This is a genomic window from Paenarthrobacter sp. 10L420, assembly GCF_056395385.1.
In genome coordinates this window covers 351,868-370,135 of the sequence record NZ_JBFTJK010000001.1, presented here as the reverse complement: position 1 = coordinate 370,135, position 18,268 = coordinate 351,868, and the positions used below count along the sequence as shown (strand labels likewise).

Below are 18,268 nucleotides of genomic sequence, written 5' to 3'. Positions count from 1 at the left end.
TTGGTGGCGGTATGTGGAAATCTCAGCGCACCCTTCCGGATGTATGCGGCCACCCTCACGGGATCCGCCAGCCATGAGGACTCCGGCACGACACTCGAACTGCCTGCTGACACATATGCCCGCTAGTGACACCCATATCCAAGTGTCACCTGTCCCTATTAGCAGCGGCGAGACATGTATGTGGCATGGGCGAATTTGGGTGGCGTGGAAAGCCCCGTTAGCCCGCCGTCAACACCTTTCCCACGGCACCGGACACTGCTTCCTTGATGCGGGCATGGAGTGCCCGCAGGCCTGCCCGGTCCACACGCACCTCCACAATGGTGCGTCCCTTCAGCGGCGATTTGAGCGCCTCGGCGAGTTCCGCCGTCGTACTTACCGCCTGATGTCCAACGCCGTATGCTGCCGCGAGTGCCGCGATGTCCACTGAGTGTGGGGTGCTGAAGAGGCGTTCGACGGCGGTGCCGTAGGCTCCCGAGTCCTCCACCGCGCCGTGTTCGAGGAGGCTGAAGATGGCGCCGCCGGAGTCGTTTAGGACCACGATCCGGAGATCGGGAATGGGTTCGCCGTGGCCGAGAAGCAGTCCGCCGGCGTCGTGGAGGAAGGTGACGTCGCCCAGGAGAAGTGTAGTTTCGCGTCCGCTGCCGAGGGCAATTCCGGTGGCCGTGGCGATAGTGCCATCGATTCCGGCGAGGCCGCGATTGGCGTAGACGGTGGCGATGGGGTCGGGGTGCGGTTGTCCGGCGAGGTCGACGTCGCGGATGCCGTTGGAGGAACCGAGTACCAATTTGCCGCGCGAGTGCTCCCAAACGGTGGCTCCCACGGAGGGACCGTTCGCAGTCGGCTCCCCGGCCAATATTCCATCCAAGGCATGTTGGGCGGCGGCCCCAGCCAGGAGCCAGGAATCCAGCCACTCTGCAGAGCCCCGGCCAGCAAACTCTGCCAACTCCGGGAGGGTTTCGATAGGTGTCTCGCGGCGTCGGCCGGCCTCGTACCAAGCCACAGGGACCGGCTGGTAAATGGCAGATTCGATGGCCGGGCGAGCTAAAAGCGCGGCCACAGGCCGGGAAAGGGTGGCTCGACCGAAAAGGACCACGCGTTCGATCGGTGTAGCCGAGTCCGGGCCGAAGTGCTCCAGCAGCACCCGGTACGGGCCCACGGCATTGGGACCGAATCGCGCGTTGGATGAAGGTTCGGCAAGTAACGGAAGGCCGTGTGCGCGTGCGAAGGCCTCGGCCACCGGACCGGCGTCATGGCCTGCGAGAACCACCGTGCGTCGCTCGGCGAGGTCGGTTGAAGCCGCCGGGAGATCCAGCGCCTGGGGACCGGCGTCGTAATGGAACACGCTGTGACCAGCGGCGGTGGGGAGGGCATCGCCGGGGCCTGGAACCAAGGGGTCGCGGAACGCGAGATTCACCTGAACGGGACCCGGCGGCGTGTCCTCGAGGGCGCCCGTGGCAGCATACAGCGCGGTGGCAACTGCCCTCTGGGGACTGTCCCCCGCGGGGACGTCGACGGCGAAGCGAACGTGATCGCCAAACAAGTCCAGTTGGGTTGTGGTCTGGTTCGCGCCGGTACCGTGAAGCTCCTCCGGCCTGTCCGCGGAGACGACCACCAGCGGCACGGCTGAGTGGTTGGCCTCCATCACGGCGGGCAGCAGATTCCCGACGGCGGTACCCGAGGTTGTCAGGACGGCGGCGGGCGCTTCGGTTGCGAGGGCGAGTCCAAGGGCCGTGAACCCCGCATCCCGTTCATCGATCCGGACATGGAGGAGAACTTTGCCCGCCGCTTCTGCCTCGGCGAGGGCGTAGGCCATGGGTGCAGAACGCGAACCCGGCGCCACCACCACGTGCCGCACACCGCCGTCGAGCAATGCCGTAACGGCGATTCTGGCGGCGGCGATGGATGTCAGAGAGTCCTGGGAAGTCACCGTTCCAGTCTATTGGCGCCGACGGAACCCCAATCCCTCTCGCACATCCAACGGCCTTCCACGGGATCCTCTCGCACATCCAACCGGCCCCCACCGGATCCTCTCGCACATCCAACCGGCCCCCACCGGATCCTCTTCCACATCCAACCGGCCCCCACCGGATCCTCTTCCACATCCAACCGGCCCCCACACGATGCTCTTCCACATCCAACCGGCTCCCACCGGATGCTCTCGCACATCATGGGCCACGAAAAGAACCGGCCCGAGCCCGTGGGAAGTGATAGAACGATCGCCCAAAAGCCGCAGGAAATGATAGAACAACCGCCGAAAGGCCGCAGGAAGTGAAAGAACGATCGCCCAAAAGCCGCAGGAAGTGAAAGAAGATCCGTCAGAAAGCCGCAGGGAGTGAGAGAACATCCGTCTGAAAGCCGCAGGATGTGAGAGAGCATCGGGAAGACAGAAGCGCTCCCCCACCCGTCAATCTGGGTGAGGGAGCGCTTCCGGCTACGTTACTTGCGGAACACCTGGACGATCGAGGGCCGCGGCGCCCGCACCGCACCGGCGACCGGGGTGGCTCCAGCGTCCACGTAGTCCGGGAAGAAGGAGTGCTGGTCCGCGAACGTGCCTTCCTCGCCCGGGTGCTGGACTGCTACGAAAACGCTGCGCTCCTCGTCGTGGACGATCGGGCCACAGGTTTCGGCGTCGCGGGGAACAGCAAGGAACTGCTCCACCTTTCCGCGTTCGGGGCCTTCAAGTGTGACTTTGAACAGCCCATCTGCGTAACCGATGGTGGACGGTGCACCGTCGGTGGAGATCCAGAGGTTGCCTACGGAGTCGAAGGCCACGTTGTCCGGGCAGGAGATCGGGGAAACCTTGTCCGCCGGGAATCCGGAGAAGTACGTGGACGTGTTCTTGGCAGGGTCACCGGCCACCAGCAGCAGGGTCCAGTTGAACTTGGTGCCCGTCTGGTCGGGGCCTTCGGTGATTTCCACGATGTGGCCGTCACGGTTCAGCGTACGAGGGTTGACCTCGGTGGCGCCTTCCTTGCCGGCCTTGCCGCGGTCCGAGTTGTTGGTGCAGGCCACGTAAACCTTGCCGGTGAGCAGGTTGGGCTGGACGTCTTCGCAGCGGTCCATCTTGGTGGGGCCGACCTTGTCGGCGGCAAGGCGGGTGTAGACAAGGACTTCAGCAACAGACATGCCCGGAACCGCCGAGACACCACCCACTACCAGCGGCAACCACTCGCCTGTGCCGTCAAATGCACCATCTGCAGGAACCTTGCCAGTGCCATCAATTTCCGCCGCCGGGGAATCACCGGTGAAGCGGGCAACGTACAGATCACCTTCGGAGAGCAGGCTCATGTTGTTCTTCCGCGCCTCAGCTGAGTCGCCGGGCTGGTACTTGCCCTTGGACACGAACTTGTAGAGGTAATCGAAGCGCTCGTCGTCACCCATGTACGCCACAACATGGCCCGGCGGAGCGACGATCACGTTGGCGCCTTCATGCTTGAAACGGCCCATGGCAGAGTGCTTCTTCGGAGTGGACGTGGGATCGAACGGGTCAACTTCAACGATCCAGCCGAAGCGGTTGGTCTCGTTGGCGTAGCCGGCATTGCGCGTGTCGAAGCGGTGCTCGTCCAGTTCCCATTGACGCGTGGTCGGCTTCGCAGATATGCCGTAGCGCTTGTCGCCGTCGCTGGTGCCCGGTGCGGCAAAGTAGCCGTTGAAGTTCTCTTCGCCGGAAAGGATGGTTCCCCACGGAGTGGTTCCGCCGGAGCAGTTGCCCAAGGTTCCCTTGATCCAGCGGCCGTCCGGGTCATCGATTGTCTTGACCAGATTGGTGCCTGCAGCCGCGCCGGTCAGCTCGTACACGGTGTCCGTGAGGAAACGGCGATTCAGGGCTGCACCCTGAATGTAGCTCCAGGGCTGGTTCTTGTTCTTGCGCTCCAACTCCACCACCGTCAGGCCGTGACCGGCTCGACCAATGGCACGGGTTTCAGCGGCGTCAAAACCTGCCGGCAGCATGATGTTCTCGTTGGTGTATTCGTGATTCGTGAACAAGACGGCTCGGCGGTCCTTGGACCCGGGAACCGGGACGATGTCCGTGTAGTCGTTGTTGTAGCCGAATTGGCGTGCTTGGGCAGCAGCCGTCTGCGCGTTGAGGTTGAAGGCCGGCGAATCGGCGAAAAGGGGGTCACCCCAGCGGATGATCGGCTTCCAGTCGAACCCCTCTGGAACTGTGAAAGCGTCAACAGCGGCGTCAACAGGCTTGATTGCCGTGAACTGGAGCTTGGACTTCCCGAAGCCCTTCTTGGCTGCGTCCGACAAACCGTTGCCGGCATCGGCAACCGCAGAGTCGGCACCAGTCACTGCACTACCAAGAACGACGGCGAGCGCACCGGCGGCGCCAAGCCCCAGGGCGGCGCGGCGGCTCATGGCCGTTGAGGCGATGTCGCGGAAGTAGCCGTTGGAGCTGGTGTTGCAAACATCGCCGGCACAGGCGTTGTCGCACTTGAGAGCGCACGTGACCGCGCTGCGCTTGCCTTTGGTGTGGCCGAACATGGGCAGCAGTGGGAATGTGCGTCCAGTGGTATCAGACATGAGGGGACCTTCCAGAGAATGTACGAGGTTCCCGCTGAGCCTTTCAGCGCAATCGGAATCCGAGAGGACTCTCTGGTTAAGTTTCGGTGAACAGGTCTTCTTGGGAGGACGCGAGCGCCGAATGTACGCGTCTGAGCCTCTCTAACCACCAGTCCCGACGTTCCCCCGGAGCCGCATAGTGCTCCAGCAGCCCAGGATCGGCGACGGCCTCGCGAAGGCGGATGGCGCCGTCGTCGGCTACCAAGGGATCCAGTGTGATGTCCGAGGCGAAGAGCGAAACGGTGCCAAGCCCGCAGGCGTATGGAAGCGAAGGCAGCGCGGCGGCGAGCGCCAAACCAGCACGGATCCCAATGGAGGTATCGAGGGCGGAGCTGACGACGGCGGGGAGGCCAGCTTGGGCGACGATGTCCAGGGCGCGTGCCACTCCCCCTAGCGGCGCTACCTTTACGACGATCAGGTCAGCGGCCCCCGCCCTGGCAACGCGAAGGGGGTCCGCTTCTTTCCGGACGCTTTCGTCGGCGGCTATCAGGACGGGCGTTCCCGCTGTGGCAAGGCGGCGTCGCACCTCAGCCAGGCCCTCAATGTCCGACACAGGTTGTTCCGCGTATTCAAGTCCGACGACTGACAGTTTGCCCAGTGCCTCTACAGCCTGGTCAACCTCCCAGCCCCCGTTGGCATCGACGCGGATGGCGGCGTCTGGGAGGGCGTCGCGCACGGCGGTGACCCTTGCGAGGTCGTCGGCCAGAGATTGACCACGCTCCGCAACTTTGATCTTGACGGCATCCACCCGGCCGAACCGCGCAAGAACTTCCGGCACACGCTCCGCAGGGACCGCAGGAACGGTGGCGTTCACGGGAATGCTGCCCCGAAGCGGTGGAGGGAAACCGATCCAGCCTGCTTCCAAGGCGGCAGAGAGCCAACGCGAGGATTCGTCGTCGTCGTATTCCGGAAAGGGGCAGAATTCACCCCAACCCAGAGGCCCTTTCAAGAGAAGTGTTTCCCGCTCCATGATGCCGCGGAACTTCACGCGCATGGGCAGTGAAACAACGTGGGCATTATCGAGGAGTTCTTCGAGCGGCGGCACATCAGGAAGGCGAGCGGGCATATTGCCACTGTACCGGCGGCTCCTCACGCCTAAGGCACGTCAATTGGGCTATGTGGACAACTGGATCAGGGAGCTTTTGGCGGCCGCGGACTCTTCCACGGCAGCGAGGATGTGCTGGACGTTGAGGCCCTCTTCGAATGATGGCGAGGGCTGGTTTCCGTCCCGAATGGCAAGGAGGAAGTCCCGGATTTGGTGGGTAAAAGTGTGTTCCCAGCCGATGATGTGGCCTTGGGGCCACCACGCACCCATGTAGGGATGTTCGGGTTCGTTGACGAGGATCCGTCGGAAGCCTTGCTCTCTGATGGGAGAGGTCGCGTCCAGGAAACCGAGCTCGTTCAGGTTCTCGAGATCAAAGGTCAATGATCCGGATGAGCCGAAAACTTCGATTCGAAGGCTGTTCTTCCTGCCTGTGGCAACCCGGGATGCTTCGATCGAGGCGCCGACGTTTCCTGTGAGGCCAAGGGTTGCCCAGACAGCGTCGTCCACCGTCACCTCCTCCATTCCGTCGGGACCGGGGCGCGCGGCGACAAAGGTCCGCAACGTGCCAGTGACCTCCGTGATGGTTTGACCGGTGAGGAACAGCACCTGGTCGATTGCGTGGGAGGCGATGTCACCCAAAGCCCCGGAGCCAGCCATTTCCTTCCGCAAACGCCAGGTCATGGGTGATTTAGCGTCGGCGAGCCAATCCTGGAGGTATGCGGCGCGGACGTGACGGACTGTACCCAATCGTCCCTCGGCGATCAGTTCGCGGGCCAACGCCAAGGCCGGAACGCGACGGTAGTTGAACCCGATCATGGACTGCACGCCCTTTCCCCGAGCGGTACCGGCGGCTGCGGTCATGGCTTCGGCTTCAGCCAAGGTATTGGCCAGGGGTTTCTCCACGAGGACATGCTTGCCGGCTTCCAGTGCGGCGATGGCGATTTCAGCGTGCATCCAGCCAGGGGCGCAGATATCGACGATGTGGATGTCGTCGCGTTCAATGACGGACCGCCAGTCGGTGGCGGACTCAGTCCAACCGTACTTGGCGGCGGCCTCGGCTACCAGGGAGGCGTCGCGGCCAACCAGGACCTTCTGCTCAAAGGCCGGGACGTCGAAAAAGCTTGCTACGTTCCGCCATGCATTTGAATGGACCTTGCCCATGAAGGCGTAACCAATCATGGCCACGCCCAAGGGACGGTTCTGTTCCCGCTCGAAGCTTGGTTTCGGGGATTTCAAGGCGGTCTCCTACAGTGTTTGGGCCGACGGGTCCCAGTCCTCCGGGAGGGCAACGGAGGCTGGTGCAAAGCTTTCGACGTCGATGAAAGCGCCGGATTCGATTGATTCGTTGATGGAGACCATCGCGTCCAGGACGTGGTAGGCGAGGTTCCCGGTGGCCCGGTGTGGGACGCCTGAGCGGATGGAACGGGCCATGTCCAGCACTCCCAAACCGCGGCCATCTGAAGGGCCGGTAGCCGGAATCGTGGTCCAGTCCTCGTCCCCGGCCTTCCAGATACGGACGTCACCGTCGAATTCGTTGGGATCAGGAAGGGAAATGGTGGCCTCCGTCCCTGTGATCTCCACGAATCCCATCCGCTCACGTGGTGATTCGAAGCTGAAGACGCTGTGGGAGGACGCACCGTTGTCGAACTGGGCCATGGCGAAGACGTGCGTGGGTACGTCGACGGCGAACTCCTCCCCTGCCCTTGGTCCGGACCCGATCACGCGCATCTCCTTGGCTTTTGAGCCGAGGGCAGCAACTCGCCGGACAGACCCGAAGGTCTGAACGAGGGCGGTGAGATAGTAAGGGCCCATGTCGAACAGCGGTCCGGCGCCGTACTGGAACAGGAAGCCAGGGTTGGGGTGCCAGGATTCCGGGCCAGGTGTCTGGAAAGTGGTCATGGCCGTGAGGGGCGTTCCGATATCCCCGCGCTCAATAACCCGCCGCGCCGTCTGCAGCCCGGCGCCCAGGAACGTATCGGGCGCGCAACCCAGACGAATACCTGCTGCGTCGGCTGCCTTCAGCAGGCCAAGCCCAGATTCCCGGTCCAACGAAAACGGCTTTTCGGTCCAGACGTGTTTTCCGGCCAGGACCGCAGCAGTCGCAACTTCCACATGCGCGGCCGGGATGGTCAGGTTCACTACGATTTCGACGTCGGGATGGTTCAGCGCCGCTTCGACCCCACCCCACTCGGGGATGCCGTACTCCGTGGCCCGCGATTTGGCCGCATCCTCGAACAGGTCCGCAATGATGTGGACTTTCAGGTCAGGGAAGCCTGTGAGGTTGTCCAGGTACTGTTTGCTGATGTTGCCGGCGCCGATGACGGCGACCCCGACCGGCCCGTTGCCGGTGGCGATTAGGCCGTTCATGCCGGCTCTCCTGCGTTTACTGCTGCATTCTCCAGATACCTCAAGCTCTGGCTGATGCCTTCGAAGATGTCCCCTGCGTAGTCGTCGAACTCAACGACGCCCACTTCGAGGGACTTGGCTGCCGCAATGACGTCCAGGACAGCGATCCGGCCCTGGCCAGCGGGTTGCTGTGCTTTGGTGTCGGCAGTTATCGGGCCGTCCTTGATATGGATGAACTTCACCCGCTCACCGAGCCGCCGGAGGAGGGCTTCGGGATCCTGGCCTCCCACGGCCGCCCAGTAAACATCCACCTCCAGAACAACCTCCGGATCCAGCAGCCGGGCGAAATACTCAAGCGCCGGCTTGCCCTCTATCACCGACTCCAGTTCCCACTCGTGGTTGTGATACCCCACCCGAATTCCATACGCGGCGCCCTTCTTCGCCGCGGCATTGAGCTTTTCAGCCGTGGCCTGGATGTCCTCGGCCTTTTGCCAATGCTCTGCCGGCAGGAAAGGGTCGATCACCGTAGTGATGCCCAGTTCCTTCGCAGCCGCAAAGATTTTGTCCTGATCCTGACTCATCAGCGGTGCATGGCCAGAAGGCGCCGACAAGCCGTGCTCGGCCAGTGCAGCACCGAGCTCCTTGGCTGTGTCCACGAAGTCGTAGGGCTCCACTTGGGTGAAGCCGATCTCAGCGACCCTGCGGATGGAACCCGGGAGATCATCCTCCATCGCCTTGCGAAGGGTGAACAGCTGAATTGAATATGGCATTTCTTTCCTTGGAGGTTGGGCTTGGTGGCAAGAGGGGATCTCTTGCCACCAAGCGCGGTGAGGGTGGTCCCTGAAATTCAGCTGTACAGGCGCACGTCAGCGATGCTCCACCAGTTGCCGGAGTCGCCTGTGGAAGAGATGCGTATATAGCGGGCGTTGGTCGCTGAAATGTCGATGTTCGTTAGCTGTGCCGTGCCAGCCCCACTTGCTTTGAGGGCCCAGTTCGTGCCATCGGTCGAGGTCTCGAGGCGCCAGTTGCGGGCGTAGTCTCCGAGGTTGCCTCCGGAGTCCACCGCGACGCGGCTGAACTTCTTTACCTTGCCCAGGTCGATGGTGAGGTTCTGGCCTGCCGACTGCGCCTGGCCACTTGACCAGCGGGTGGAAGCGTCCCCGTCGATGGCCAAGGGCGCGTCCGTTGCAGAACTTGTCGCGGTCGCCGTCGCGCCTGTGATGTCTACCGGTGCGTGGTCGTCCTCGAGTGCCTTGGAAGCCGGCCAGGTGAAGGTCGCCAATGCGCCTCCAGGCAGGGTGTATTCGAATGAGCGGGAGCCCACCGATACGGCGAACGAGCGGGGTTCGTCGTTTTCGTTGTGCACTACGAGGGCGGTGGAGCCGTCGGGGTTTCGGAATGCGGCGTCCATGATCTGACCGTTCCACCCTGCCGTGCCAAACGAGGTACTGGCGATCCTTACGGCGCCGGGCTTCACGAACTTCGACAGGTGACCGATGGTGTAATACTCGGCGTTCGTCGTCACGGTTCCGTCTGGATGTGATGTGACCAGCCCGGTGCAGGTATTGCATCCACCCAAGTGCGGGCCGCCATTTTCGTCCAGGGCAATGTTCCAGTTCACTGCGGTTTTGGCCCAGTTACGCGTGACGCCCAAAGTCACAGTGCGGGCGTGCCAAGTGAGGGTGTCGCGGAAGAACTTTGCTGGCGGGTCATCGACGCCGTGCGAACCGGAGCATTCGGTGAACCAGATGTCCTTGTTGGGAAACTGGTTGTGCAGCTCCGTCTGGGCGCTGGGGTCTCCGTAGTAGCAGTGGAAGGCAGTCCCGGCGATCCATTTGGATGCCTTGCTTGACAGCAGTTGGGAGGCGTAGTCGGTTTCCGGGTCCTGGCCTGCGGGTGTGTTGGCGACGTCATCCGGGTGTGTAGCCCAGTTGTGGTCGTAGCCGAGGATCTTGGTGGCAGGGCTCTCCCGTTTGAGCATGGGCCCAAGGGCAGAGATCACCCTGGCTTCGTCAGCGACCGGCATGTCCGTGCCGGGATAGCCATCCGGCTTCCGGAACTGGGGTTCGTTCTGCACGGTCAGATAGTCGATCGGTACGCCCGCGTCCGCGTATGCCGTAACGAACTTGGTGAGGTATTTGGCGTAAGCGTCGGCGTAGGGCTGGCCGGCTTTGAGAGTCCCGCCGTTGAGAGACTCGCCAGTTTTCATCCATGCCGGAGGGCTCCATGGGGTTGCGACGATCTTGAGGGCGGGGTTCAGTTTTTTGGCTTGGCGCAGAAGAGGCAGGATCTGCGCCTCGTCGTGTTTGATGCTGAACTTGTCCATGGGGAAGTCGGTCTCACCCAGAGGCACGTCGTCGTAGGTGTAATGCGCAGCCGCCGCCGTGAAGTCCGAGGAGCCCACGGGTTGGCGGAGGAAACTAACGCCGATCCCGGCTTGGGGGTCGAAGAGCTTGCGCATGGTCGCTTCCCGCTGGGCTGGACTGAGCCCGGAGATCACGGCGGCCGAGGAGTCTGTTATGGAGGCGCCAAAGCCGTCCATGGTCTGGTAAGTCGTTTCGGGATCGATCACGATCGTCGGAAGTGATGAGGCAGCGGACCCGAATGGTACCGGCGCCTGCTCGTCCAGGAGCTTCGACTGGTCCACCGAGGTGAGCCACACGCGCGCCTGCGGTGGCTCCTCCTTTGCCACTGCTGGGCTGCCAACGGAGGACGCGGCCAGGATCGCGGTAGCGGCAACCGCCGCTGCTGACCGACGTCGAAATTTGGCCATTGCGCCCGGGGCGCGCTTTTCACGGCTTGGCCTACACAATTCAGCGGGGATGGTCATAGCTGCTTCCTTGGATGTGAGTGAGGGTATCGGGAGGACTGTGAAGGGCTCATTTGATGCCGGTCGCGGCTACGCCTTGGATGAAGAATCGCTGCAGGCAAATGAAAAGCACCACGATGGGGGCGATGACCAGCACCGAGCCAGCCAGCAGCAGCCCGTAATCTGTCGCGCTTTCACCGGTCGAGAACAGGGACAACGCGACGGGCAGCGTGTACTTGTCCTCGCTCTGGGCAGCGACCAGGGGCCAGAGGAAGTTATTCCATGATCCGAGGAAGGTAAGGATCCCCAATGTGGCCAGCGGCGGTCCGCAAAGCGGCATAACGATCCTGGTGAAGGTCCGCAATTCACCGGCCCCGTCGATCCTTGCCGCCTCGATCAGCGAATCCGGGATCCCCATCATGAACTGCCGCATAAGAAAAACGCCCAGGGGTGAGACCAGGAAAGGCAGGATCAACGCCGGGTAGGTGTTGACCAAGCCCAGCTTGCTGACCATGACAAACAAGGGCACGAAGGTCACAACGCCCGGAACCATGAGGGTCACCATCACCAGCAGGAACAGGACCTTCTTTCCCGCGAAGTCCATCTTGGCCAGGGCGTAGCCCACCATTGAACAGAACAGAAGATTTCCCAGGACCGTGACGACCGCAACGATGAGGCTGTTCATGAAGAAGCGGTCTATGTGCAGATCGGTGAACCAGCGCACGTAGTTGTCCAAGGTGGGGTCCTGGGGCCACCATGTGACGGGTCTGCGAAGGAGTTCCCCCTGGGTTTTGAAGGATCCCAACAGCATCCAAACAAACGGCAATATGGTTGCGGCTCCGGCAAGAATCAGCCCGCCGTATACCCACGGCTGTTTCCCGATGCCGGGCTGCTGCCTGCGCGTCGTGACGGCCCTGCGGGGCGCCGGGCGGGCCGGCGCTGCAGGAGCGGTTTTTGTATTGGTCATCGTCTACTCGCTTCAGTCTTTGGAGCGGAGGGTACGGAATTGGATCAGGCTCAGCAGCGCAATGGCTATGAACAGCACGTAGCTGGCGGCAGAGGCCAGTCCATACTTACCGAACCCGAACTGGTTGAAGGTGAAGTAGCTCACCGAGAGCGTGGAGTCCAAGGGACCACCCTTGGTCATCACGAAAGGCTCCTCAAAGAACTGCAGGAACCCGACCGAGAGCAGGACGGCGCCCAGCAGCAGGGTGGGGCGCAGGATAGGGAGTGTTACCCTGGCGAATCTCTGCCAGGCGTTGGCGCCGTCCACTTGTGCCGCTTCAAGAATCTCGGTGGGGACGTTCTGCAGCCCCGCCAGGAAGATGATCATCAGGGTGCCCATGTTCCGCCATACCGCCATCAGGATCATCGCAGGCATGGACCATTCGGTGCTGTTCAGCCAATCCGGCCCGGCGATGCCCACCCAGCCCAGCACGAGGTTCAGTAGCCCGTCCGGTTGCAGGATGAACCGCCATACGACGGCGATGGCGACGATGCTGGTCACCACCGGTGTGTAGAAGCCCACCCTGAAGGCGCTGCGGAACCGTGTAATGCCGTTGTTCAGTGCCACAGCCAGGGCCAGGCCCGCCGCCATGGTCAACGGGATTCCGACGACGACGAAGTAGCCCGTGTTGAGCAGCGAGTGAAGGAACTGCTGATTGGAGAACAACTCAGCGAATTGGTCCAGGCCGACGAAGCCGACGCTGAAGGGGTTCCTGACGTCCTTGCTGGTGAAGTCCGTGAAGGACATCACGAATGAAGACAGCAGCGGCATCAGCATGAAGACACCGAATATGAGGACGAATGGCAGGGCGAACAGCCAGGCGACCAGTGTTTTCCTGCGGCGTCTGGAGGCTGGACTACGGTATTCCGGCGTCCGGGGCAGGCCAGCGGACGGGGTCCGGCCGGTCTGCCCCGTGGCCGTTGCGGCGGTCATGGTTACTTCCCGGTTCCGATTGAATCGGCCGCGGCCTGGAGGTCCTTCATCGCCGCTGCGGGATCCTTGCCGGCCTTTACGATCTGTTCAAGCTGCGTGTCGGCCGCCGCGGAAACCTGGGTCCAGGTGGAGATGGTGGGAGGGAAGTTGGTGTCCTTCAACTGTTCACCGAAAACGGCCAGCTTCTTGTCATCAGCCAATGCGGGATCCTTCCAAGCGCTTTGCAGGGCCGGGAGGCTTCCCGATGCCTTGTGCCACTTGATCTGGACTTCCGGCTTGGCCAGCCACTGTGCAAGCTTCCAGGCACCGTCCCGGTTCTTGGCGTCCTTGAAGACCACCATGTCTGATCCGCCGATGAATGATGTCCCGCTGACCTTCTTGGGGAAGGGCGCCACCATGTACTTGTCTTCAAAGCCCGGACCGCCGGCCGCATTGAGCTGCGCGAGGCCGGAGGGTCCTATGATCATTACCGGGGCTTCGCCGTTGACAAAGGCAGCTTCGCCGGCGCCCGCCCCGGTTGCCGGGTTCTTGTTGGCAAGCTCGTCGGTGAAGAAGCTCTGGTAGTACTTCAGCGCGTCCACAATCTCAGGGGTGTCGAACGTCCACTTTGAGTTGTCCGCGCTGATGAACTGTGCACCGTTGGACCACAGGAACGGAAGCATGGACTGGAAGGAATCAGCACCGGATACCGGCAGTTGAAGTGGGTACTTCACGCCATCCTGCGACTTCAAGGCCTTCGCCATGGCAGTCAGGCCGTCCCACGTCTGAGGGAATTCCGGGTAGCCGGCCTGTGCAGCCAAGTCCTTGCGGTAATACAGGACCCGCGTGTCGACGAACCACGGCACGCCCAGGGTAGCGCCGCCGACCTCCGTGGATTTGACGGAGCTGGGGAAGAACCCGGACGTATCAAGCTCGGCCGGCTTGGGATCGAAGGCATCACTGAAATCGGTCATCCAGGTGGTACCCATCTGGGCAAGATCCGGAGTTGTTCCACCGGCGATTGCCGTCTGGTACTTGTTGTGGGCCGCATCCCAGGGGATGGCCGTAACGTTTACCTTCACTCCGGGGTTCTCAGCCTCGAAATCCTTCATCAGCTCAGGCAGCAACTTCGCTTCGCCTCCCTGCGCCCATAAATTGATCGTGCCGGTGGCGGCACCGCTCGCGATTGCCTTCCCGGTCTCCGTGCCGCTGGAAGCCGGGTTATCGCGTCCGCAGCCGGTCAGCAAAAGCCCGGCGGCAAGGCCAAGCACCGCGATTTTCCTCATTCGGACGCGCGTGTCCGCAGTGGTTTGGATCATCATTGTTCCCTTCAGTCGGACGCCTGAAAGCGCCAGATGTAGACCGGATTTATGCGCTTAGACTCCAGTAAAGAAGGGATTCAATGCGCTTAGATCGGTGGATGTACTCAATCTAAGCGCATTACTGTGACTTTGACAACAGTTTCGGAAGAAACTCCGTGCGGGATTACGTTTTCGGGCAGCCGCAGCTTTCGCGAACCACGAGATGCACCGGCAGCTGCCTCTCGACCAGTGGGGAATCGGGCCTGGAGATGGCATCCACCAGGATCTCCACTGCTGTGCGGCCCATCAGTTCCATGGGCTGGCGGACCGTAGTCAAGGTAGGGCTGACCAGGCGCCCGGCGACGACACCGTCAAAACCTGTTACAGCAACCTCAGCCGGCACGGCGACGCCGGCAGCCTTAAGTGTCTCCATGACCACCAATGCTTCTTCATCGTTGGCGCACACGAAAGCCTCGGGAAGGGAACCGGAGCTCCGGAGGTCCGCGATCAACTCGGCAGTCACAGCACTGGCTCCGGGCCTGCTTTCCAACACGGGGAGAACATCCAAGCCGTGGGCATCCATGGCAGCGCTAAAAGCCTCGTACCGTGCCTCCGTCTCTACGTTGGGGATGCTGACGAACATCAACCTCCGAAACCCGTGAACTCCCAGCAGGTGTTCCATCAGCTGCCGCACGCCCGAAGAGTTGTCCACCGTCACACGGTGAAGCCCGTCATCGTGGGATGGTTCAGAGAGTTCAAGAACGGGAATGCGGGCTGAAATGCGTCGTGTCATTTCTGCGGGTATGGTGCGCGGAAAAATGATCAGGCCGTCCACGCGCCCCGCAATGTCAGTCACCGCCCGCTCGCTGCTGGCCTTGTTGCCGCCGCCGATCATCAGTGCATAGCCCCGGCTAAAACTCTCCAGCTGGACGCCTCGTTGGACTTCGTCAACCCAGACAGGAAACAAGCGGCAATTATCATTAGGCGCCACCACAGCAGCGGCGCGGTCCTTCTTCATACCCTCGGCATCGGGCAGGAAATTGAGGAAGTCGAACGCAAAGAGCCCAAGGGCACCCGTTCGACCCTTGGCAAGGCCGCGGGCGCTGGCGCTGGGCACATACCCGAGAGCCCGAGCAGCATCCAGGACAGAATTCCTCGTCGAATCCTTGACCCTGTGAGGCTGGCTGAAAGCAAACGACACCGTGGCAATCGAAACCCCCGCCCGTTCCGCAACGTCGTAAACTGTGGGTCCTTTGACCACTGCCACCACTCCCCTAGATACGCAGACTATGCGCTTAACAATAGAGGCGAAAGCGGAAGCGGATCTCGTCAACACCACGTGGCATGTCGGTCGCAGATCCCTCGACTCTTACTCCGTCCAGTATTTCCGTATCTTGCCCAGTGCATCGCTCAACTGCTCACCGGACAAGGTAAGGGAACTTTCCGGCATACCCAGCTCATCCCACCGAGCCACCAGTTGCGTATCGCCGTCGAGCGGCAAGGGCCACAACCAGTAGTGCGCCGTGGACTGAACGACCTCATCATTACTGCTACCGCCACCGCCACCCAGCGTAGTCAGCACGGGACCGGTGACGTCGTCCGTCCCTTCGTACATCGACGTCCCGTGGACGGCTGCTACTGCCTTGCGACCATCGGGGAAAGCGACACCGACCTGTAAACCTGTCCCGATATCGATGCTTGAACGCGGATGGTTAAAGGACCGATCCATGACGTCCCGCCACTCCCTGTCCGACTCGTCGCCACGGCGAACCGACCACACGAGGTCCAAAACACATCCTGTGGAATACACCTCCACCAGCTTCAGCGCCATTACCATCTGCCGGCTGTTGTGAACGAACTCGCCGATGTGAACCACGCCAGGCAGCTCGTCCGACGGCGGACCGGACCAGCCGGGGCGGAGTGGCTGGGGTTGGCGCGGACGTTGGGGTGGCTCTGGAAGATCGTCGAAGAACGTCATGTTCCATGCTTACACCGCCACGACAGCTAAAGGCAGGGTTGCCATCCGAACGGAATCGTGGAACCGCGCTATCCTCTGATTCACGACTCAATTCAGGGGAAATATGACGCACGCACCCAACGGCTCCACGACGCCCGCCGGCTGGTACCCGGATCCTTCCTTCCCGCAGCAGATGCGCTGGTGGGACGGTGTTCAGTGGACACCGCATTTGGCACCAGCCAGCCAGCAGTTCATGCCGCTCCAGCGGGTCCTGATCAGCAACCAAACGCCTGTGCTTAACCCCTTCATTTGGGCCTTGGTGCTGCTGCCGCTGGTATCGCTCCTGCTGGTGCTTACCTGGCAGCCCGAATTCCGAACCATCACCACGAGGCAGGGGGTCACCACCCTCGACCCGATGTCGATGTACACGCCGGGCTACTTCCTGCTCCAAGCGTCAGGGCTCGTTGTTTATGGCGTATCTGTCCTGATGGCTTACTTGGACTATCGGCGGCTGGCGCGTTCCGGCGTCGTCCGTCCCTTCCACTGGGCATGGTGCTTCCTGAGCCCCGCCGTGTACGTCATTGGCCGCACCGTGATTGTCCGGAAGGTGGCTCCCGGCCGTGGGATGGGGCCGGTGTGGGGGCTCATTGGCATGGTGGTGTTGTCCCTCATCGTGGCCGGCTTCAAGATGGCCAACATGATGCAATCGCTGTACTCCCAGTTCGGTTACTCGATAAACGCCTGATGTCCTGGCAACAACGTTTTAGGCAGTAAGCGCATACGCCGCACGAACCCAGCTCAGGAACTCCGCGTCGATTTCAGTGACGTCCTTCAATATGACCTCGTTGTGCCACCGGTTACTGGATACGCGCTCAGCCCGGTGAACACGGTCTGACTCGATCTCGCTCTCGAGAACTATGTTGACCAGAATGCCGCCACGACGAGGATGGATCCCCAGAAACGCGCGCCCATGTGTGACGTGGAAGGATGAGGCGTTCTCCTGTAATTCCCAGCCTTCCAACCCGGAGAGTGAATCCATGAGTGCCTGGAAAATGCCGGATGAAGCAGGGTCGGTTTCAATGCGCTCTTTAGCGGTGCGTGCCATGCTGCCAGCATAAGTGTCGCTTCCCTGAACCGGGACGGCACCAGTCCTCACACGCGTTAGGTAGACTGCTGACAAATGACGGATGGAAGGACCTCCCGATGAACCGCAAGGCCACTGCACTGGACGTCGCCAAAAGGGCGGGAGTGTCCAGAAGCGCGGTCTCGCTGGTGCTCAATGGCCGCGGCGACGGCAACGTGGCCAAGGAGAGCCAGGACCGGATCCGTCTGGCCGCACAGGAACTCAACTACTCCCCCAACGCGATCGCGCTCAGCCTGCGGAATCAGCGTTCCCGAGTAATCGGCATACTGTCCGACGAAGTTGTGGTCAGCCCCTTCGACGGCAACATCATCGGTGGCGCGGACGACGTCGCCCGCAGCAGGGGGTTCGTCACCGTCGTCATGGACACCGAGCGCGACACCGCCCGGGATGCGAGCGCAATCGAAACCCTCCTGGACCGCCAAGTGGACGGGCTCATGTACGTGACCGTGGGTTTGAAACCCCTCGACGTGCCCTCTGGCATGCTGCGCGTCCCGTCAGTCCTGGCCAATTGCTACGACAGCAGCTCCAAACCTCAACTTCATCACGTCATCCCGGACGAAGTCACCGGAGGCAGGGACGCTACCGAGCACCTGCTGAAGTTGGGTCATCGGGACATCGCCTTGCTCGCTGGCGCTGAGGAATCCCCGGCCGCTCCCCTACGCGTCGAGGGCTACCGCGACGCCTTTGCCGCGGCCGGCCTGTCGGTTCGCGCGGACAGGATCACCATGGCGGGCTGGGATATCGACGCCGGTTTCCACGGCGCCATGAAACTGCTCGACGGCGTGTCCCCGGCCGAGCGGCCCACGGCCATCATGTGCGCGAATGACCGCCTGGCAATCGGTGTTGCCCTGGCTGCCGCCCGTTTAGGCCTGAACATCCCGGCGGATCTCTCGGTGATGGGTTACGACGACGAATCACGCATCGCCGACACCATGGTCCCCGCCCTCACCACCATGGCCCTGCCGCTGCGTGAGATCGGCCGCGCGGCCATGACCACACTTCTGGACAGGATCGAGGGCGTACCCGCCGGCACAGAAGGCACCACGGACACGAGTGTGGAAACAATGGTCTCCTGCCGACTGGTTATCCGGGAATCAACCGGCCCGGCGCCAACGCGCTGACCACGTCCACCGATTCTCTGGAAAACCCCGTTGCTGACCCGCTATTCAGTTGTTGGGCAAC

The 18,268-nt window shown here is 62.1% G+C and carries 15 protein-coding genes; 2 read left to right on the top strand and 13 right to left on the bottom strand.

All coding sequences use genetic code 11. The features are described from left to right. Positions 1-217: 217 nt before the first annotated feature. The 12 genes from menD to AC1DD5_RS01630 all read right to left on the bottom strand — a co-directional run bounded on the left by menD (position 218) and on the right by AC1DD5_RS01630 (position 15,963). Complete coding sequence (gene menD / locus AC1DD5_RS01685) at positions 218-1,927, bottom strand: 2-succinyl-5-enolpyruvyl-6-hydroxy-3-cyclohexene-1-carboxylic-acid synthase (RefSeq protein WP_477520429.1); 1,710 nt, start codon at positions 1,925-1,927, stop codon at positions 218-220. A gap of 509 nt (positions 1,928-2,436) precedes the next feature. Beyond that, on the bottom strand, positions 2,437-4,527 hold the full coding sequence (locus AC1DD5_RS01680; RefSeq protein WP_477520428.1) for a PhoX family protein: 2,091 nt from the start codon (positions 4,525-4,527) through the stop codon (positions 2,437-2,439). A gap of 76 nt (positions 4,528-4,603) precedes the next feature. Next, positions 4,604-5,632 carry an o-succinylbenzoate synthase gene (locus tag AC1DD5_RS01675; protein WP_442004551.1) on the bottom strand — a complete coding sequence of 343 codons (1,029 nt, stop codon included), beginning with the start codon at positions 5,630-5,632 and terminating at the stop codon, positions 4,604-4,606. Between the two features lie 48 nt (positions 5,633-5,680). Then, positions 5,681-6,790: a Gfo/Idh/MocA family protein gene (locus tag AC1DD5_RS01670; protein ID WP_477520734.1), complete on the bottom strand. Its 1,110-nt coding sequence runs from the start codon at positions 6,788-6,790 to the stop codon at positions 5,681-5,683. A gap of 66 nt (positions 6,791-6,856) precedes the next feature. Beyond that, positions 6,857-7,978: a Gfo/Idh/MocA family protein gene (locus AC1DD5_RS01665; RefSeq protein WP_442016501.1), complete on the bottom strand. Its 1,122-nt coding sequence runs from the start codon at positions 7,976-7,978 to the stop codon at positions 6,857-6,859. Next, on the bottom strand, positions 7,975-8,727 hold the full coding sequence (locus AC1DD5_RS01660; protein WP_442016502.1) for a sugar phosphate isomerase/epimerase family protein: 753 nt from the start codon (positions 8,725-8,727) through the stop codon (positions 7,975-7,977). The genes AC1DD5_RS01665 and AC1DD5_RS01660 overlap by 4 nt, the downstream gene beginning before the upstream one ends. Before the next feature lie 77 nt (positions 8,728-8,804). Continuing rightward, a complete protein-coding gene (locus AC1DD5_RS01655; protein ID WP_442016503.1) occupies positions 8,805-10,787 on the bottom strand; it encodes a discoidin domain-containing protein in 1,983 nt (660 codons plus the stop codon). A gap of 49 nt (positions 10,788-10,836) precedes the next feature. Beyond that, positions 10,837-11,733 carry a carbohydrate ABC transporter permease gene (locus tag AC1DD5_RS01650; RefSeq protein WP_442016504.1) on the bottom strand — a complete coding sequence of 299 codons (897 nt, stop codon included), beginning with the start codon at positions 11,731-11,733 and terminating at the stop codon, positions 10,837-10,839. Between the two features lie 12 nt (positions 11,734-11,745). Next, a complete protein-coding gene (locus AC1DD5_RS01645) occupies positions 11,746-12,705 on the bottom strand; it encodes a carbohydrate ABC transporter permease (RefSeq protein WP_442016505.1) in 960 nt (319 codons plus the stop codon). 2 nt (positions 12,706-12,707) lie between these two features. Continuing rightward, complete coding sequence (locus AC1DD5_RS01640; RefSeq protein WP_477520427.1) at positions 12,708-14,003, bottom strand: sugar ABC transporter substrate-binding protein; 1,296 nt, start codon at positions 14,001-14,003, stop codon at positions 12,708-12,710. A gap of 166 nt (positions 14,004-14,169) precedes the next feature. After that, a complete protein-coding gene (locus AC1DD5_RS01635) occupies positions 14,170-15,252 on the bottom strand; it encodes a LacI family DNA-binding transcriptional regulator (RefSeq protein ID WP_442016507.1) in 1,083 nt (360 codons plus the stop codon). A gap of 102 nt (positions 15,253-15,354) precedes the next feature. Then, positions 15,355-15,963, bottom strand: a complete 609-nt coding sequence (locus AC1DD5_RS01630; protein ID WP_477520426.1) for a hypothetical protein — start codon at positions 15,961-15,963, stop codon at positions 15,355-15,357. A gap of 103 nt (positions 15,964-16,066) precedes the next feature. Between AC1DD5_RS01630 and AC1DD5_RS01625 the strand changes: the two genes are divergently transcribed. Next, a complete protein-coding gene (locus tag AC1DD5_RS01625) occupies positions 16,067-16,687 on the top strand; it encodes a DUF2510 domain-containing protein (RefSeq protein WP_477520425.1) in 621 nt (206 codons plus the stop codon). Between the two features lie 18 nt (positions 16,688-16,705). On the opposite strand, the gene AC1DD5_RS01620 is transcribed toward AC1DD5_RS01625, so the two are convergent. Beyond that, entirely contained in the window at positions 16,706-17,047 is a 342-nt protein-coding gene (locus AC1DD5_RS01620) for a DUF5655 domain-containing protein (RefSeq protein ID WP_477520424.1), read from the bottom strand. A gap of 98 nt (positions 17,048-17,145) precedes the next feature. On the opposite strand from AC1DD5_RS01620, the gene AC1DD5_RS01615 reads away from it, so the two are divergent. Next, a complete protein-coding gene (locus tag AC1DD5_RS01615) occupies positions 17,146-18,207 on the top strand; it encodes a LacI family DNA-binding transcriptional regulator (RefSeq protein WP_477520423.1) in 1,062 nt (353 codons plus the stop codon). The last annotated feature ends 61 nt before the right edge of the window (positions 18,208-18,268 follow it).

Excerpts from the sequence above, each read along its gene's own strand:
- AC1DD5_RS01625 (WP_477520425.1), top strand. The coding sequence starts at position 16,067 with ATGACGCACGCACCCAACGGCTCCACGACGCCCGCCGGCTGGTACCCG.
- AC1DD5_RS01650 (WP_442016504.1), bottom strand. The coding sequence starts at position 11,733 with ATGACCAATACAAAAACCGCTCCTGCAGCGCCGGCCCGCCCGGCGCCC.
- AC1DD5_RS01640 (WP_477520427.1), bottom strand. The coding sequence starts at position 14,003 with ATGATCCAAACCACTGCGGACACGCGCGTCCGAATGAGGAAAATCGCG.
- AC1DD5_RS01615 (WP_477520423.1), top strand. The coding sequence starts at position 17,146 with ATGAACCGCAAGGCCACTGCACTGGACGTCGCCAAAAGGGCGGGAGTG.
- AC1DD5_RS01670 (WP_477520734.1), bottom strand. The coding sequence starts at position 6,790 with ATGATTGGTTACGCCTTCATGGGCAAGGTCCATTCAAATGCATGGCGG.
- AC1DD5_RS01645 (WP_442016505.1), bottom strand. The coding sequence starts at position 12,705 with ATGACCGCCGCAACGGCCACGGGGCAGACCGGCCGGACCCCGTCCGCT.
- AC1DD5_RS01675 (WP_442004551.1), bottom strand. The coding sequence starts at position 5,632 with ATGCCCGCTCGCCTTCCTGATGTGCCGCCGCTCGAAGAACTCCTCGAT.
- AC1DD5_RS01660 (WP_442016502.1), bottom strand. The coding sequence starts at position 8,727 with ATGCCATATTCAATTCAGCTGTTCACCCTTCGCAAGGCGATGGAGGAT.
- AC1DD5_RS01630 (WP_477520426.1), bottom strand. The coding sequence starts at position 15,963 with ATGACGTTCTTCGACGATCTTCCAGAGCCACCCCAACGTCCGCGCCAA.
- AC1DD5_RS01655 (WP_442016503.1), bottom strand. The coding sequence starts at position 10,787 with ATGACCATCCCCGCTGAATTGTGTAGGCCAAGCCGTGAAAAGCGCGCC.
- AC1DD5_RS01680 (WP_477520428.1), bottom strand. The coding sequence starts at position 4,527 with ATGTCTGATACCACTGGACGCACATTCCCACTGCTGCCCATGTTCGGC.
- AC1DD5_RS01620 (WP_477520424.1), bottom strand. The coding sequence starts at position 17,047 with ATGGCACGCACCGCTAAAGAGCGCATTGAAACCGACCCTGCTTCATCC.
- AC1DD5_RS01665 (WP_442016501.1), bottom strand. The coding sequence starts at position 7,978 with ATGAACGGCCTAATCGCCACCGGCAACGGGCCGGTCGGGGTCGCCGTC.